Raw genomic sequence first — 15,036 nt, forward strand, 5'->3', positions numbered from 1 at the left:
CTGCAATAGACCCAAGGATTGTCGCGGGGATACATCTAAGACAGCAGTTTTTGCAAAATCAGCACAGCCACTGGGTAAATTTTGTGTAAGGTCTGTAGCGGCTCGCCGACGCTCGCGTCCGCCAGTAAACGCGGGCGTTTATGATCGAACAGAACAGGATGGAATGGCTAATCCCGTCCATCTGAAAGTGCACTTGATGGAGATTTTTTCATGCAGATGAACCCCAACCGAGATACCCAGCTGTGCATGTCCCTTTCCGGGCGCCCGGGGAATTTTGGCCTGCGTTTTCACAATCATCTGTACGAACAGCTGGGGCTGAATTTTTACTACAAAGCGTTCAGCAGTCAGGACCTGCCGGGTGCAGTGGGCGGCATCCGCGCCCTGGGCATTCGCGGTTGCGGCGTGTCCATGCCATTCAAGGAGGCCTGCATCGCCCTGGTCGATGAATTGGACGCGTCGGCTGCGGCCATCCAGTCGATCAACACCATCGTCAACACCGAAGGCCATCTGAAGGCCTACAACACCGACTACATCGCCATTGCCCAACTGCTGGAAACCCATCAGGTCCCCAAAGATTCGAGTTTCGCCCTGCGCGGCAGCGGCGGCATGGCGAAGGCTGTGGCGAGTGCGCTGCGTGATGGTGGATACAGCAACGGCCTGATCGTCGCCCGCAACGAACAGGCTGGGCGGGCTTTGGCCCAGTCCCTGGGTTACGAATGGCAAGCAGAGCTGGGCATTCAACGCCCGCAAATGCTGATCAACGTGACGCCGATCGGCATGACGGGCGGGCCGGAAGCCGAGCAGTTGGCCTTTGCGGCGGATGTAATCGAAAATGCGGAGACTATCTTCGATGTAGTAGCGATCCCCTCGGAAACGCCGCTGATCGTGCGTGGCCGTGCTGAGGGCAAACGAGTGATCACCGGATTGGAAGTGATCGCGATCCAGGCACTGGAGCAGTTCGTGCTGTACACCGGCGTAAGGCCGACGGAAGAACAGTTCCACCAGGCGGTAGAATTCGCTCGTAGCTGATATTTGATTGCACCGAATATCCCCCCGTAGGAGCTGCCGAAGGCTGCGATCTTTTGATTTTGATTTTGATTTTGATTTTAACAAACGCAAGATCAAAAGATCGCAGCCTTCGGCAGCTCCTACGGGGTGGTGGTTACTCGAGGCGCGCCAAACGCTCTTCCAGCGCCGCAATCCGCGCTTCCAGCTCTTCGATCCGTTCCACCGAAACGCCACTGCCCGAGCTGCGCTCCGCAGGATTATGCCGCGCGGCGAGGATCACTTCGATATCCGCCGGATCGCCCAACGCATGCATGTAGCGATCTTCACGCTGTCCCGCCTGGCGCGGAATCAGCAAAGCCAGCCCTCGCGCGACCAGGCGCTCCAGTTGATGCACCACCTGTTCGGCGTCTTCGAAATCATGCATGCGGCCACTGCGGGTCAGCAGTTCGTTGACCGTCTGCGGCCCGCGTAGAAACAACAGCCCAGCGAGGATTATCTGGGCCGGTACCAGCTCCAGCGCCTTGTCGACCTTATGTTCCCAGCGGTCGGCGCGACTGCCCATCACCAGTTTGGTGAAACCGCGACCCTCCAGGGCGCGCAGGCTCTGGCCGACCTGGCCCTGGGTCAGGTTCATCACGGGCTCGCGACTGGTTTTCTGGTTACAGGCAATCACCAGCGCATTGAGCGTCAGCGGATAGGTTTCCGGGCTGGTAGCCTGTTTTTCGATCAACGAGCCGAGGATGCGGATTTCCGTGCTGTTGAGTCTTGGCTCATCGAAGGTGGTTTCTTGTTCAGTCATTGTTTTCTATCCCTAATTGACAGTCGGGTCGGCGAACCTCGACTCATACCCATTTGAATCGAGCCGGGAATCTTGCGGTAAAACAGGTCCCCGATTCCAGCGTCGAAGTGACGCTCAGGTTTCCGTTATGTGCGGTGGTGATTTGCGAAGCAATGTAGAGGCCCAATCCCAGGCCTTCGCCCCGTTGTCCGGCTTCGGCGCGGGTGAACGGCTCGAACAGCAATGGCAACAAGGCCTGCGGAATCGGCGGGCCCTGGTTGGTCACCGAGATCACCAGCTCATCGGCCTCGGCGTAGACCCGCACGCTGATCGGGGCGGCGGCGCTGCCGTGAGTCACCGCGTTGCCCAGCAGGTTTGATAACAACTGGCTGATGCGCAACGCATCGCAATAAACCCCGCCCGGAATTTCCAGGGAATGGATCAGCTGTGCCTTGGGGTGCGAAGCCTGGATTTCTTCCAGTGTCAGCTTCACCGTACGCCCAAGGTCATCGAGCAACTGGCGCTTGACCGGAATCCCGCCACCCATGCGGCCCCGGGCAAAATCGAGGACGTTTTCGATCAGCACGCCCATGCGCGTAGAGCTGTTGCGGATCGCAGATATCAGGCTCAGGGAGCGTTTGTCTTCAACCTTGGTCTCCAGCAGATCGGCGCTCATGCGGATGGCGCTCAGCGGAGTGCGCAGGTCGTGCCCCAGCACGGCGACGAATTGCTCGCGCAGCCGGCCATGCTCCTGAGCGGCGACCAACGCCTCCCTGGTGACTTCCAGATGACTCTGAGAATCAAGGCTCATCGCAATCAGCTGGGCGAAGAGGGTGAGCGTCTTGGCGATCGCCGGCTCGTCGAGATTCGCCGGGACCGAGTCGATGGCGCACAGGGTGCCGAAAAAATCGCCGTTGGCCTTCACGATAGGGATGGATATGTAGCTTTCCAGGCCATAGGTGCGGGGCGTGTGGTGCAGGGAAAAAATCGGGTGCGCGCTGGCATGGCCGAAAATCACCGGATTGCGGTGCTGACGGATCTCGTGACAAATGGTTGATTCCAGCACCAGTTCGCCGCCGGGTTTGAGGCCGAAGTCGATGGAGTCATCGACCGCGCAGGCGATCCACTTTTCTTCAGTCACCCGTGCGATCGCTGCGAAACGCATGCCCGTCAGGTGCTTGACCATGCTCAGAATAACAGGCACAGCATCGATGCTGCGGATGGCGTCTATGTCTGTGGTGAAATCCGGGTGGGTCATGAGCCTGCGGACCGCGCGGGAATGTGTGCAGAGACTATCCCTAATTGGACGAAGTGGCCAATGGACACGCACGCAGGCACATCAGCGTGTCGATCCGTTCCAAGGCTATAATCGCCCCACGTTTCCTCCCGTCACCACACGAGACTGCCATGACCATTTCCCTGTACGACGCTTCCATCCCGGTTTTCAAGCAAATGCTCACCGCCCTGAGCGACGTTTTGAATGAGGCCGAAGCCCACGCCACCGCCAAAAACATTGACCCGAACGCGTTGCTGCAAGCTCGCCTGTTCCCGGACATGTTCCCACTGGTGCGCCAGGTGCAGATCGCCGTAGATTTCGCCAAGGGCGTTTCCTCGCGCCTGGCCGAGATCGAAGTGCCGAAATACGAAGATACCGAAACCACCTTCGCCGAGCTGCAAGCGCTGCTGACCAAGGTTCTGGGCTACATCGGCGAGATCAAGCCAGAGCAGATCAATGGCCAGGAAGGCATCGAGATCGTCACCCGTCCGGGCACGCCTAAAGAGAAGCGCTTTACTGGCCAGGCTTACCTGCTGACTTACGGCTTGCCGCAGTTCTTCTTCCACGTCACGACTGCTTACGCTTTGCTGCGTCATAACGGCGTGGAAGTAGGCAAGCGCGATTACATGGGCGCGTTCTAAGCCGCCCAGGCAAATCCTGTAGGAGCGAGCCTCTGTGGGAGCAAAGCTTGCTCGCGATGCAGGCGACTTGGTGGCTCGGTCTACCGCGTCATCGTTCATCGCGGGCAAGCCTTGCTCCCACAGGCTCGCTCCTACAGGGGCAACTGCTAGGCCAGGCGCTGAGCCTTCTCTTCCTCGCCCAAACAAGCCGCCGCCGTAAACAACACATCAGTCGAAGAATTCAACGCAGTCTCTGCCGAATCCTGAATCACCCCGATGATAAAACCGACCGCCACCACCTGCATGGCGATCTCGCTCGGGATGCCGAACAGGCTGCAGGCCAGCGGAATCAGCAGCAGCGAACCACCCGCCACACCTGAGGCGCCACAGGCACAGATCGCCGCGACGACGCTGAGCAGAATCGCCGTTGGAATATCCACGGCAATCCCCAGCGTATACACGGCAGCCAGGGTCAGCACAGTGATGGTGATCGCTGCGCCCGCCATGTTGATCGTCGCACCCAGCGGAATCGACACCGAATAGGTGTCCTCGTGCAGGCCCAGGCGCTTGCTAAGTTCCAGGTTGACCGGAATGTTCGCTGCCGAACTGCGGGTGAAAAACGCGGTGATCCCGCTTTCGCGCAGGCACATCAGCACCAGCGGATACGGATTGCGCCGCAATTTCCAATAAACAATGGCCGGGTTCATCACCAGTGCGACGAACAGCATGCAACCGAGCAGTACGGCCAACAAGTGCAGGTAGCCGAGCAGCGCGCCAAAACCGGAGGTGGCCAGGGTCGAGGCCACCAGGCCGAAGATCCCCAGCGGTGCAAAGCGGATCACCAGGCGCACGATCACCGTGACGCCGTTGGACAGGTCCCCCAGCACTTCCCGGGTGGCGTCGCCGGCATGGCGAATGGCCACGCCCATACCGATCGCCCAGGCCAGAATGCCAATGAAGTTGGCGTTCATCAACGCGCTGACCGGATTATCCACCACGCTCAGCAGCAGGCTTTGCAGCACTTCACTGATGCCGCCCGGTGCGGTCACGGCGACGTCGTGTGTGGCAAGCACCAGGCTCGACGGGAACATCATGCTGGCAACCACGGCCACCACCGCTGCGGCGAATGTGCCCAGCAGATAAAGGAACAGGATCGGCCGAATGTGGGTTTCCTGGCCGTGCTTGTGGTTGGCGATCGACGCCATGACCAGCACAAAGACCAGGATCGGCGCGACAGCTTTCAGCGCCGAGACGAAAACCTTGCCGATGAATGCGGTGGATTTCGCCACGTCCGGCGCGAGCAACGCCAAGGCAATCCCGGCGATCAGGCCGATGATGATTTGCGTGACCAGGCCGGTGCTTTTCAGGCGTTGCAGCAGGGAAGGGGATGAGGCGGTCATAAAGCGGGCATCTCTGATTTTTTTGGGTGCGGGCTGGCCGATGAATAGGGTGTACGTATCGCGGGGCGCGGACTTTATCACAGCGTAGGCTGGATCCTTCAGACCTGTGACGATCTGCCACCCGGATGTTCAACGGGATTTGCAGGTTCGTGCAACCCGGCGCGCAAGCACTTCTGTTAGGATGGCCCATCCTCATTTTCAAGTTCTGCCAGTGGGCCTCCGGGCTATCGCTGCTGTCGTCGTTTTCCTGGAGTTCTGCATGCTGTTGCCCATTCTTTTGTTGTCGGCTGCCGGTTTTACCGTGCTGACCACGGAATTCATCATCGTCGGCCTGTTGCCGGCGATCGCTCGAGACCTGGCCGTTACCGTTCCGCAAGCGGGCTTGCTGGTGACCTTGTTCGCCTTCACCGTTGCAGCCTTCGGCCCGTTCCTGACCGCCTATTTCGCCCGGTTCGAACGGCGCAAGCTGTTTATCTCGGTGTTGATTATGTTTGGCCTGGCCAACACTCTCGCCGCATTTGCTCCGAACATCTGGGTCATGGCCGCCGCGCGCCTGGTGCCGGCACTTGGCCTGCCGGTGTTCTGGGCACTGGCCAGTGAAACTGCGGTAGACATCGTCGGGCCTGACTTCGCCGGGCGGGCGATCGCGAAGATCGGCTTCGGTATCGTCTGCGCCACAGTGTTCGGCATTCCAGTGGGCACGCTGATTTCCGATGCGTTTGGCTGGCGCAGTGCGTTCGGCATTCTGGCGGTGATCGCGTTTGCCAAGGCGCTGCTGCTGTTTATCTATCTGCCGAAAACCAGCCTGCATCAGCATCAGGTAAGTTTCCGTTCGCAATTCAAGATTCTGCGCAGCCCGTTGATGATCGGCCATGTGCTGCTGTCGATCCTGGTGTTCAGCGGCATGTTTACCGCCTACACCTATCTGGCCGACATCCTCGAACGACTCGCCGGCTTCAACGGCACCCTGGTCGGCTGGTGCCTGATGGGCTTCGGCGCAGTCGGGCTGATCGGCAACTCCCTGGGTGGCCGTGCCGTGGATCGGCATCCGCTGATTGCATCTGTGATGTTCTGCGCCTTCCTGATCGCCGGCATGGTGACGCTGGTGCCTAACATTCATTCACCCATGGGCCTGGCGGCGGCGATGGGGATCTGGGGCGTGACCCAGGCGGCATTGTTCCTGGTCAGCCACGTGCGCCTGATGAAAGCCGCGCCTGAGGCGCCGGCGTTTGCCGCGTCGCTGAACATTGCCGGGGCCAACCTCGGCATCGGCCTGGGTGCCATGGTCGGCGGCCGCGTGATCGACAGCGTCGGCCTGCAGGGCCTGGGTTTTGCCGGGGCGGCATTTATCCTCGCGTCGATCCTGCTGGCCATCGCGCTGATGACCTTCAAGCCTCGGGAAGTCTGCGCCTGAGGTTTTAAACGGCGGTAAACAGCTCGCGTCGAGCCCCTTCGGTAATCGCAACGATGCCTGGGTGCTTGACCTTGCGCTCCACCGAGATCGCGTAGAACGACTCGGTGACGGCGTCGGTCTGGCCGATCAGCTCCACGCCATACTGGCGCTTCACTTCATCGGCAATCACGCTGGGGCCGATGAAAATCCCGCTCCCCGATTGCCCGAAGGCTTGCATCAGCGCGCTGTCATCGAACTCGCCGACGATACGTGGCTGGATCTGCTGCTCGGCGAACCAGCGCTGCAAACGACTGCGCACTACGGTTTCCGGCCCGGGGATCAGCAGCGGCGCGCCGTGCAGGCTGCGGGGAAAGTCCTGGCCGTATTGCGCTGCCAATTGCGCAGTGGCAAAGAAACTGATGCCGCACTCTCCGAGTTTCTGGCTGTAGCCCTTGATATCGAGGTGCGAGGGCATGGGGCTGTCGGAGATCACCAAGTCCAGGCGCTGGATCGCCAGGTCGGCGAGCAGGCGTTCAAGCTTGTCTTCGCGGCAAGTGATGCGCATTGGCTCGCTCAATTCCATGGTCGGCGCGATCAGGCGATAGACGATGGATTTTGGCACCACGTCTGCGACTCCCACGCGAAACAGAATCTGCTGCTCATTGGGCTGCGCGCGCAGCATCAGTTCCAGTTCACCGCCGAGCTGGAACATCTGTTCGACGAAGGGCAGGGTCTGACGGCCGGCTTCGGTAAGTTCCAGCTGCCGGCCCACTCGCCGAAACAACTCGATGCCGTAGGTCTGTTCGAGCAGCGAGATCTGCCCGCTGATAGTCTGCGGCGTCAGGTTCAGCTGTTCACAGGCGCGCACGATGCTGCCAGTCTTGGCGACGACCCAGAAATAATGCAGCTGACGGTAATTGAGCATTCTTCGATTTTCCTCGCTTGCAGTTGTGGGAGATGCGTAGGAGCTGTCGAGTGCAACGAGGCTGCGATCTTTTGATCTTGTTTTCGGTGATGCCTTCAAAGTCAAAAGATCGCAGCCTCGTTGCACTCGACAGCTCCTACAGAGATTGGCATTTCGGAAAGGTCCGCCACATACACAAAATTCCCACGGATTCGTAAAAACCGAAGTATAACCGCTAAAAATACGAATTTTCCTGAACTGTTTCCGTCCCTAGAATGCATCGCTATCAACGGGCCACTGTAGCGGTCGCGTTTGTTCTAACGAGGAAACATCATGAAGCTTAAATCCACGGCGCTGCTGATCGCGTCTTTACTGGTACTGGCCGGTTGCGACCAGGCCGAAAAAAGCGCCCAACAGTTGATGGGCAAGGCGGCAGAAACCGCCAAGCAGGCTATCGACGATACGCACAAGGCTGCCGAGCAGGCGATCAGTGACGCTACTGGCGGTTTGATCAGCAAGAAAGAACCATCGGCCGAAGATAAAGACGACACCGAATCTTCGTCCCAGGAAATCTAAACCGTCTCAACGAGTCAGGACTGACCCATGGAATATCTTTTAGAACTTGCTGCAAGCCCTACCGCCTGGGTCGCCCTGGCTACATTGGTGGTGATGGAGATCGTGCTCGGTATCGATAACCTGATCTTCATTTCGATCCTCACCAACAAATTGCCCGAGCAGCACCGGCAGAAAGCGCGTCGCATCGGTATTGGCATGGCGTTGATCTTGCGCCTGGCACTGTTGAGCACCATCGCGTTCATCGTCCAGCTGACAGCACCAGTGATCGAGCTTTTCGGCCACGCGTTCTCCTGGAAAGACATGATCCTGATCGCAGGCGGCCTGTTCCTGTTGTGGAAGGCGACGACCGAGATCCATCACAGCATGGACCCGGCGCCGGAAGATCCGAAGTCGGCGACTTCAACCGTGACGCTTGGCTTCGCTGCAGCGATCGGGCAGATCCTGTTGCTGGACCTGGTGTTTTCCATCGACAGCATCATCACCGCTGTCGGCATGACCGAGCACTTGCCGATCATGATCATCGCGGTGGTGGTGTCGGTACTGGTGATGTTGCTGGCGGCTGATCCCCTGGCCAAGTTCATCAACGACAACCCGACGGTGGTGATGCTGGCACTGGGCTTCCTGATCATGATCGGCATGACGCTGATCGCCGAAGGCTTCGGCGCCCATGTACCTAAAGGCTACGTGTATGCGGCGATGGCGTTCTCGGCAACGATCGAGTGCCTGAACATGATGTCGCGGCGGGCCAGGCAGAAGCGTGTCACTGCTGAAGCTTAATTTTAAGTAAGACAAATAGAACGGCCGCCTGGAGATCAGGCGGCCGTTTTTGTTTGTGCTTTTAAACAGCGTCGGTGTCAGTGCGCGGACACAGTTTTGCCAGTCTGCGCTTCCGGTGCGGATTGCACCGGGTGATGATGGCGGCGGGCAATGCGCAGCACGCCCCACAGCATGGCGGCTGCTACGGCCAGCCAACCGGTCACCAACATCAGTATGATCATTGCCAGGCTCATCAGTGCCTCCTCTTTGCCCTGCCTCGGGCGCCCGCTCTTGCTAAATGACAGTCTAGTCGTTGCCATGTTGCAGGCTATTGACCAAAGGTCGCCTGTCACCAACCAGTTCGCTCTATCGAAGTGCGGCAACTGCTACTTTGAGGCTATACCCTGACCGCTTCGCACCCTATCATCGAGGCCCAAGCCGGTCGCTCGATTGCCGGCGCCTGAACAAGAGAGTGATGATGGTACGGGTATTTTCTCGAATTCTTTGTGCAGCACTGGTTGCGGGCAGCCTCGCCGGGCTGGCGGGTTGCGCCGGGAGTGTCTCGCCAGAGATCAAGCGGTTGCCGGAACGGGTTGAGCTCAGCGGCACCTTCTACCGCGGGCAGACCCATCAAAGTGGTCCGCAGGTGTTGGCCAGCCTGCTGTCGCAGCAGGGCATCTCGATCACGCCCGGGTTGCTCGACAAGCCCCTGCATCTGCCGGGTGCCGAAGCCCAGTTGGAGCAGAACATGCTCAACCTGGCTCGTGAATACGGCATGGTCGTTTACCCGCTGGACGCTGCGCTGCCGGCTTTGCTCGCTCAGGTGGCCGCCGGATATCCGGTGATGGTGCGGTTCACCGAAGGCTCGGCCTTCTGGGCTGAACCGCGCTACGCCATTTTGTCCGGTTACAACTCGCAGAAGCAGACGGTGCTGCTGCGTGCAGGTATGAACCGGCGGACGCTGATGAGCTTCAGTTCGTTCGAGTCGGCATTCAAGGACGGAGGCAGTTGGGCGGTATTGATCCAGAAGCCTAACCAGTTGCCTGCCAATGTCGATCAGCAGCGCTGGCTGAAGGCGGCAAATGACCTGGCCCAGGCCGGTCAGGAACAAGCCGCGAATCGGGCGAAGAAGGCACTGGGCGCGCAGTAGGCCCGTTCGTCATCTGCCGGGCACGGTCGCATGTCGCTGGCCTCTGAAGTACAGGGCCCGGGTTTTCCGGGCCAGACCAAGGAGGCCCCCATGGCACATTCCAACACTCCCGCCGGCCCGCATTCATCCGAACACTCATCTGGTGAAGATTTGGGTTTCGACCCTGACTCGCCTGACGTTGCTGATCCCCAGGTCGATCCTGTTGGGCCCGCCATTGCGCCGCTGGATAAGAAACCAGGCACGGACGAAAAGGCTCCGGCAAAACCTTATGACCCGCTAGGTGACCTGAAACCCTGACTTTTGTGAGGTGCGTATGTCTACCGATTCGAGTTTCAACGACAAACGTCCGGACAGCGTTCCGACCACGCCCGAGGACGACATAGACCCGGTCATGGATCCGGACAGCCCGATGCGCGATCCCATGGCTCGCCCGCTGGTAACGCCGACCGAGCATCCCAAGGGTTCCAGCGGGGGAGATGGCATTCCCGATGATGACCAGATGCCGCTGCCTAATGACTGAACAAACTCCGACTCTGTAGGAGCGAGCCTGCTCGCGAAAAACGTCAACGATAACGTGTGAATACTGGAAACACGCGGTGTCTTGGAGTTCTTCGCGAGCAGGCTCGCTCCTACGTTACTTGGAAGCTTCAACCACGCCACTCTGGCGATTCTTCAGGTTCTTTTCCGATTTGTACTGCAAGGCCACCGACGGCACGTTGGCGCCTTTGCCAGTCTCGACCCAGCTGCGGATCCGGCTGGCATCGGCGAAGTGGGTGTACTTGCCGAACGCATCGAGGATCACCAGGGCGACCGGGCGATTGCCCATGATGGTCACCAGCACCAGGCAATGTCCGGCCTGGTTGGTGAATCCGGTCTTGGTCAGGCGGATATCCCAGTTCGGCTTGTTCACCAGATGGTCGGTGTTGCGGAAACCCAGGGTGTAGTTGGGTTTGCGGAACGACACGGTTTTTTCCTTGGTGGTACTGAGTTCAGTCAGCAGCGGGTACTTGTGCGCGGCCACCAGCAGCTTGCTGAGGTCGCGGGCGGTCGATACGTTGCGCGGCGAAAGGCCGGTGGGCTCGACGAAGTGAGTGCTGGACATGCCCAGCGCCCTGGCTTTGGCATTCATCGCGGCGATAAACGCGACGTAACCGCCAGGATAGTGATGGGCGAGGCTGGCTGCGGCGCGGTTCTCCGAGGACATCAAGGCAATCAGCAGCATTTCCCGGCGGGGCATTTCGCTGTTGAGCTTGACCCGGGAGAACACGCCTTTCATTTCCGGCGTGTCGCTGATGTTGATGGAAATGTACTCGTCCATGTTCTGGCGCGCTTCAACCACTACCAGGCCGGTCATCAGCTTGCTGACGGAGGCGATCGGCACTACCACGTCCGGATTGCTGGCGTAGATGACCTTGTTGGTCTGCAAGTCCATCAGCAGGGCGCTGCCGGAGGCGATCTTCAGTTGGGTGGCATCCCGAGGCGCGGAGGTGGTTTCGGCGGCGTTGACCGTTGGCGTGATGAAAGTCCCTGTAACTGCAACTGCAAAAACCAGGGTCAGGATGGAAAGACGGATTTTCACGCTGGCAGACTCATAAGAGGTTGATAAGCCGTTTTGTAACGGACTATTTCTTAAAACCGACGCATTTTAGGAGTATGGCTGAAGAACTGTCGATGGTTGATCAAATAACAGGTGAAAGTCCTTGAAAAGCCGCACAAAACAGCGGGTTTCCGGCGAACGGTTGGTTCCGGGCGCCGGGCACAAAAAACCCCGCACTTGGCGGGGTCTGTTTGTGTAACCAGCGGGGCGCCGAACAGGATCAGCCGTGCAGGGTTTCCGCCGCGTACAGCGTGTTTTCCAGCAGGCATGCTCGGGTCATCGGACCCACGCCACCCGGGACCGGAGTGATCCAGCCAGCGCGGGGCAGGGCGGTTTCGTAGATGACGTCGCCGACCAGCTTGCCGTCATCCTGACGGTTGATGCCGACGTCGATCACGATCGCGCCTTCCTTGATCCACTCGCCCTTGACCAGTCCCGGCTTGCCGGCGGCAACTACCACCAGGTCGGCACGACCGACGTGGCCCGCCAGGTCCTTGGTGAACCGGTGGGTGACAGTCACGGTGCAGCCGGCCAGGAGCAATTCCATGGCCATTGGGCGGCCGACGATGTTCGATGCGCCGACTACGACTGCGTCCATGCCGTACAGGTCGGCACCGGTGCTTTCCAGCAAGGTCATGATGCCCTTGGGCGTGCAGGGGCGCAGCAGCGGGATGCGCTGGGCCAGGCGGCCGACGTTATAAGGGTGGAAACCGTCGACGTCCTTGTCCGGGCGAATGCGCTCCAGCAATTTGGAAGCATCCAGGTGCTCTGGCAGCGGCAGCTGCAGTAGTACACCGTCGATTGCCGGGTCGTCATTCAGCCGATCGATCAGATCGGTGAGGGCTTCCTGGGTGGTTTCTGAAGGCAGGTCATAAGCTTGGGAAAGGAAGCCGACCTCTTCACAGTCTTTACGCTTGTGCGAGACATAAACCTGAGAGGCAGGATCGCTGCCGACCAGGATCACCGCGAGACCGGGCGTGCGCAGGCCTTGCTGGCGACGCTCGGTGACGCGTTTGGCGATCTGCTGGCGCAGGCTGGCGGCGATCGATTTGCCGTCGATTAGTTGTGCAGTCATTGCGCGTGATTAACCATCGAGAGGGGAAAAAAAGAGAACGCATTCTCGCATGTCATGAGGTGAGGGCAAAGGCGCTTGGTCTGCAAATTCCCCTAACCCCTTTAATTAAATGAATTTTTTTTAAAAAGGATTTGACGGCCTTGGGGGCGGTCTATACTATTCGTCGCACTTGTCGGGCACAGCCTAGCACTGGTTAAGAAGGTTGAGCGGAGTTGCGATTCTGCAAGACTGGAAAGCACTTAGTTTGTAGTCGTCCAAGAATACAGATTAACAAGGCGCCCGTAGCTCAGCTGGATAGAGCATCCGCCTTCTAAGCGGATGGTCGCAGGTTCGAGTCCTGCCGGGTGCGCCATTAGGCAGCTTTGGCACAAGTAGCGCGATATGGTGGGCGTAGCTCAGTTGGTAGAGCACGGGATTGTGACTCCCGTTGTCGAGGGTTCGATCCCCTTCGTCCACCCCATATTTGAAAAAGGCGCCAGATTAACAGTCTGGCGCCTTTGCTTTAACAGCTTTAACCCGCGGATGTGGTGGAATTGGTAGACACACTGGATTTAGGTTCCAGCGCCGCGAGGCGTAAGAGTTCGAGTCTCTTCATCCGCACCAAATAAAGCTTCAGTCAGGCCCCTTGGCTTGAGTGGGGTTCGACAAAAAAGCTTCGGCTTGCTTGTCATGCTACATGGTGGGCGTAGCTCAGTTGGTAGAGCACGGGATTGTGACTCCCGTTGTCGAGGGTTCGATCCCCTTCGTCCACCCCATATTTCGAAAGGCGCCAGATTTAACAGTCTGGCGCCTTTTTTGTTTTGGCGGCTGCAGGTTGCGGGCCGCAGCAGCGGGGCGTTTCGTCGTATTTATGTTTCTCGATGATGCCGCGCTGTCCGCCGATCTTGCTTGCGGGATCGGCTGCCGGGGATCTGGCTGGCAACCGCTTCTATATATAGAAGGGTTGGCGCAGAGCCCTGGCGAGATTGACTGTATTTGCCATCGGGGCGAGATGCATTGGTGCATTCGCCCCTATAAATTGCCTGCAGCGTTTTTACCCGTTTTCAGTAGGGTGACTTCTTGAGTTTGACCTACTAGAATGCATGCCCTTGATTCTGGGGTCGGAAACGGCCGGCCAACGTCTGTGCAACGAGGAATATCCATGCAAGTTTCTGTTGAAAATACTTCTGCTCTTGAGCGCCGCATGAGCATCACCGTGCCGGCTGAGCGCATCGAGACTCAGGTCAACAAGCGTCTGCAGCAGACTGCCCAAAAGGCCAAGATTGCTGGCTTCCGTCCAGGCAAAGTGCCGATGAGCGAAATCAAGCGCCGTTTTGGTGCTGATGCCCGTCAGGAAGCTGTTGGCGACGTGATCCAGTCTTCCTTCTACGAAGCCGTAGTTGAGCAGAAGCTGAACCCGGCTGGCGCGCCTTCGATCGAGCCGAAATCGCTGGAAGCTGGCAAAGATCTGGAATACGTAGCCATTTTCGAAGTGTTCCCTGAGTTCACCGTTGCCGGTTTCGAAGGCATTGCGGTCGAGCGCCTGAGCGCTGACGTAACTGACGCTGATCTGGACAAGATGCTGGACGTGCTGCGCAAGCAGAACACCCGCTTTGAAGAAACCGATCGCGCTGCTCAGACCGATGACCAGCTGAACATCGATTTCGTTGGCAAGGTCGACGGCGAAGTGTTCGCTGGCGGTTCCGCCAAAGGTACTCAGCTGGTGCTGGGTTCCGGTCGCATGATCCCTGGTTTCGAAGACGGTCTGGTTGGCGCTAAAGCCGGCGAAGAGCGCGTTCTGAACCTGACCTTCCCAGAGGACTATCAGAACCTCGACCTGGCCGGCAAGACCGCCGAGTTCACCGTTACCGTGAACACTGTTTCCGAGCCAAAACTGCCAGAGCTGAACGAAGAATTTTTCGCTCAATTCGGCATCAAGGAAACTGGTCTGGAAGGCTTCCGCACCGAAGTTCGCAAGAACATGGAGCGCGAGCTGCGTCAGGCCATCAAGTCCAAGGTCAAGAACCAGGTAATGGACGGTCTGCTGTCCACCAACCCGATCGAAGTGCCAAAGGCCCTGCTGTCCAACGAAGTTGACCGTCTGCGCGTGCAGGCTGTTCAGCAATTCGGCGGCAACATCAAGCCTGACCAACTGCCGGCCGAGCTGTTCGAAGAGCAAGCCAAGCGCCGCGTAGTACTGGGTCTGATCGTCGCTGAAGTGGTCAAGCAATTCGACCTCAAGCCTGACGAAACCCGCGTCCGCGAAATGATTCAGGAAATGGCTTCGGCCTACCAGGAACCTGAGCAGGTTGTGTCCTGGTACTACAAGAACGACCAGCAGCTGAACGAAGTTCGTTCGGTTGTGCTGGAAGAACAAGTTGTGGATACTGTTCTGCAGAAGGCTAACGTGACCGACAAATCGGTCTCTTACGAAGAAGCAGTCAAGCCGGTAGAAGCTGCACAAGCCGACTGATCGTTTTTGCGCTAAGAAGTACACACATAAGCCAGCCTTCGTGCTGGCTTA

16 protein-coding genes and 4 tRNA genes are annotated in these 15,036 nt (G+C 58.6%); 13 read left to right on the plus strand and 7 right to left on the minus strand.

What is annotated here, in order from left to right:
* Positions 1 to 210 precede the first annotated feature (210 nt).
* Positions 211 to 1,029: a shikimate 5-dehydrogenase gene (locus ACYZTK_RS24240; protein ID WP_462012134.1), complete on the plus strand. Its 819-nt coding sequence runs from the start codon at positions 211 to 213 to the stop codon at positions 1,027 to 1,029.
* Between the two features lie 133 nt (positions 1,030 to 1,162).
* Here the strand turns inward: ACYZTK_RS24240 and ACYZTK_RS24245 are convergent, their stop codons facing one another.
* Both ACYZTK_RS24245 and ACYZTK_RS24250 read right to left on the minus strand, forming a co-directional pair.
* A complete protein-coding gene (locus ACYZTK_RS24245) occupies positions 1,163 to 1,807 on the minus strand; it encodes a YceH family protein (RefSeq protein ID WP_462012135.1) in 645 nt (214 codons plus the stop codon).
* A 43-nt stretch (positions 1,808 to 1,850) separates the two neighbouring features.
* On the minus strand, positions 1,851 to 3,044 hold the full coding sequence (locus tag ACYZTK_RS24250) for a GAF domain-containing sensor histidine kinase (RefSeq protein ID WP_462012136.1): 1,194 nt from the start codon (positions 3,042 to 3,044) through the stop codon (positions 1,851 to 1,853).
* A 149-nt stretch (positions 3,045 to 3,193) separates the two neighbouring features.
* On the opposite strand from ACYZTK_RS24250, the gene ACYZTK_RS24255 reads away from it, so the two are divergent.
* On the plus strand, positions 3,194 to 3,703 hold the full coding sequence (locus tag ACYZTK_RS24255) for a DUF1993 domain-containing protein (RefSeq protein ID WP_462012137.1): 510 nt from the start codon (positions 3,194 to 3,196) through the stop codon (positions 3,701 to 3,703).
* A gap of 146 nt (positions 3,704 to 3,849) precedes the next feature.
* Here the strand turns inward: ACYZTK_RS24255 and sstT are convergent, their stop codons facing one another.
* The gene (sstT, locus tag ACYZTK_RS24260; protein ID WP_462012138.1) at positions 3,850 to 5,082 is read right to left on the minus strand and encodes a serine/threonine transporter SstT; all 1,233 of its coding nucleotides are present in this window, start codon (positions 5,080 to 5,082) and stop codon (positions 3,850 to 3,852) included.
* A gap of 259 nt (positions 5,083 to 5,341) precedes the next feature.
* Between sstT and ACYZTK_RS24265 the strand changes: the two genes are divergently transcribed.
* Positions 5,342 to 6,496, plus strand: coding sequence for an MFS transporter (locus ACYZTK_RS24265; protein WP_462012139.1), 1,155 nt, complete (start codon positions 5,342 to 5,344; stop codon positions 6,494 to 6,496).
* 4 nt (positions 6,497 to 6,500) lie between these two features.
* On the opposite strand, the gene nhaR is transcribed toward ACYZTK_RS24265, so the two are convergent.
* Complete coding sequence (gene nhaR, locus ACYZTK_RS24270) at positions 6,501 to 7,400, minus strand: transcriptional activator NhaR (RefSeq protein ID WP_462012140.1); 900 nt, start codon at positions 7,398 to 7,400, stop codon at positions 6,501 to 6,503.
* Between the two features lie 312 nt (positions 7,401 to 7,712).
* On the opposite strand from nhaR, the gene ACYZTK_RS24275 reads away from it, so the two are divergent.
* Positions 7,713 to 7,955, plus strand: coding sequence for a hypothetical protein (locus tag ACYZTK_RS24275; protein ID WP_462012141.1), 243 nt, complete (start codon positions 7,713 to 7,715; stop codon positions 7,953 to 7,955).
* A 27-nt stretch (positions 7,956 to 7,982) separates the two neighbouring features.
* Entirely contained in the window at positions 7,983 to 8,732 is a 750-nt protein-coding gene (locus tag ACYZTK_RS24280; protein WP_462012142.1) for a TerC family protein, read from the plus strand.
* A 77-nt stretch (positions 8,733 to 8,809) separates the two neighbouring features.
* Here the strand turns inward: ACYZTK_RS24280 and ACYZTK_RS24285 are convergent, their stop codons facing one another.
* The gene (locus ACYZTK_RS24285; protein WP_462012143.1) at positions 8,810 to 8,965 is read right to left on the minus strand and encodes a hypothetical protein; all 156 of its coding nucleotides are present in this window, start codon (positions 8,963 to 8,965) and stop codon (positions 8,810 to 8,812) included.
* Positions 8,966 to 9,189: 224 nt separating this feature from the next.
* Between ACYZTK_RS24285 and ACYZTK_RS24290 the strand changes: the two genes are divergently transcribed.
* The 3 genes from ACYZTK_RS24290 (at position 9,190) to ACYZTK_RS24300 (ending at position 10,381) form a co-directional block, all read left to right on the plus strand.
* Positions 9,190 to 9,861: a peptidase C39 family protein gene (locus ACYZTK_RS24290; RefSeq protein WP_462012144.1), complete on the plus strand. Its 672-nt coding sequence runs from the start codon at positions 9,190 to 9,192 to the stop codon at positions 9,859 to 9,861.
* Positions 9,862 to 9,951: 90 nt separating this feature from the next.
* Positions 9,952 to 10,158, plus strand: coding sequence for a DUF6021 family protein (locus ACYZTK_RS24295; protein WP_462012145.1), 207 nt, complete (start codon positions 9,952 to 9,954; stop codon positions 10,156 to 10,158).
* Between the two features lie 16 nt (positions 10,159 to 10,174).
* Positions 10,175 to 10,381 (plus strand): hypothetical protein, encoded by a 207-nt coding sequence (locus ACYZTK_RS24300; protein ID WP_462012146.1) that lies wholly within the window; start codon positions 10,175 to 10,177, stop codon positions 10,379 to 10,381.
* A 114-nt stretch (positions 10,382 to 10,495) separates the two neighbouring features.
* On the opposite strand, the gene pbpG is transcribed toward ACYZTK_RS24300, so the two are convergent.
* The gene (pbpG, locus tag ACYZTK_RS24305) at positions 10,496 to 11,440 is read right to left on the minus strand and encodes a D-alanyl-D-alanine endopeptidase (protein WP_462012147.1); all 945 of its coding nucleotides are present in this window, start codon (positions 11,438 to 11,440) and stop codon (positions 10,496 to 10,498) included.
* A gap of 238 nt (positions 11,441 to 11,678) precedes the next feature.
* A complete protein-coding gene (folD, locus tag ACYZTK_RS24310) occupies positions 11,679 to 12,533 on the minus strand; it encodes a bifunctional methylenetetrahydrofolate dehydrogenase/methenyltetrahydrofolate cyclohydrolase FolD (protein ID WP_462012148.1) in 855 nt (284 codons plus the stop codon).
* 275 nt (positions 12,534 to 12,808) lie between these two features.
* Here folD and ACYZTK_RS24315 point away from each other — a divergent pair.
* The 5 genes from ACYZTK_RS24315 to tig all read left to right on the plus strand — a co-directional run bounded on the left by ACYZTK_RS24315 (position 12,809) and on the right by tig (position 14,985).
* A tRNA-Arg gene (locus ACYZTK_RS24315) sits at positions 12,809 to 12,885 on the plus strand.
* A gap of 32 nt (positions 12,886 to 12,917) precedes the next feature.
* Positions 12,918 to 12,993, plus strand: a tRNA-His gene (locus ACYZTK_RS24320).
* Positions 12,994 to 13,051: 58 nt separating this feature from the next.
* Positions 13,052 to 13,136 (plus strand) — tRNA-Leu (locus ACYZTK_RS24325).
* Between the two features lie 76 nt (positions 13,137 to 13,212).
* Positions 13,213 to 13,288 (plus strand) — tRNA-His (locus tag ACYZTK_RS24330).
* A 386-nt stretch (positions 13,289 to 13,674) separates the two neighbouring features.
* Positions 13,675 to 14,985 carry a trigger factor gene (gene tig / locus ACYZTK_RS24335; RefSeq protein WP_462012149.1) on the plus strand — a complete coding sequence of 437 codons (1,311 nt, stop codon included), beginning with the start codon at positions 13,675 to 13,677 and terminating at the stop codon, positions 14,983 to 14,985.
* Positions 14,986 to 15,036: the final 51 nt, after the last annotated feature.

Source organism: Pseudomonas sp. LB3P31 (assembly GCF_054897945.1).